This window comes from Aquitalea sp. ASV11, from assembly GCF_016429185.1.
In the GTDB taxonomy this organism is placed as follows: Bacteria; Pseudomonadota; Gammaproteobacteria; order Burkholderiales; family Chromobacteriaceae; genus Aquitalea; species Aquitalea pelogenes.
Window position 1 is genome coordinate 1 of sequence record NZ_JAELUD010000233.1, and the last position, 303, is coordinate 303.

Annotated in this window: 1 protein-coding gene; it reads left to right on the forward strand. The window is 75.6% G+C overall.

The window, feature by feature from the left end; translation table 11 throughout:
- Positions 1–303: magnesium transporter (locus JHD62_RS21905; RefSeq protein WP_199104643.1), on the forward strand; the 303-nt coding region annotated here is incomplete at both ends.

Here is a 303-nt window from a genome sequence, read left to right on the forward strand (position 1 = left end):
CCCCCCCCCCCCCCCCCCCCCCCCCCCCCCCCCCCCCCCCCCCCCCCCCCCCCCCCCCCCCCCCCCCCCCCCCCCCCCCCCCCCCCCCCCCCCCCCCCCCCCCCCCCCCCCCCCCCCCCACCCCCACCCCCACATCTTACTGTTCGTCGGCAGCGTCAGATGTGTATAAGAGACAGGACCATCACCATGATCGTACGCGCCCTGGCCATGGGGCAGATGCAGGTGAATCAGGCCTGGCGCTTGTGGCGCAAGGAACTGGGCGTCAGCATCTTCAATGGCCTGATCTGGGGCGGCGCAATTGGC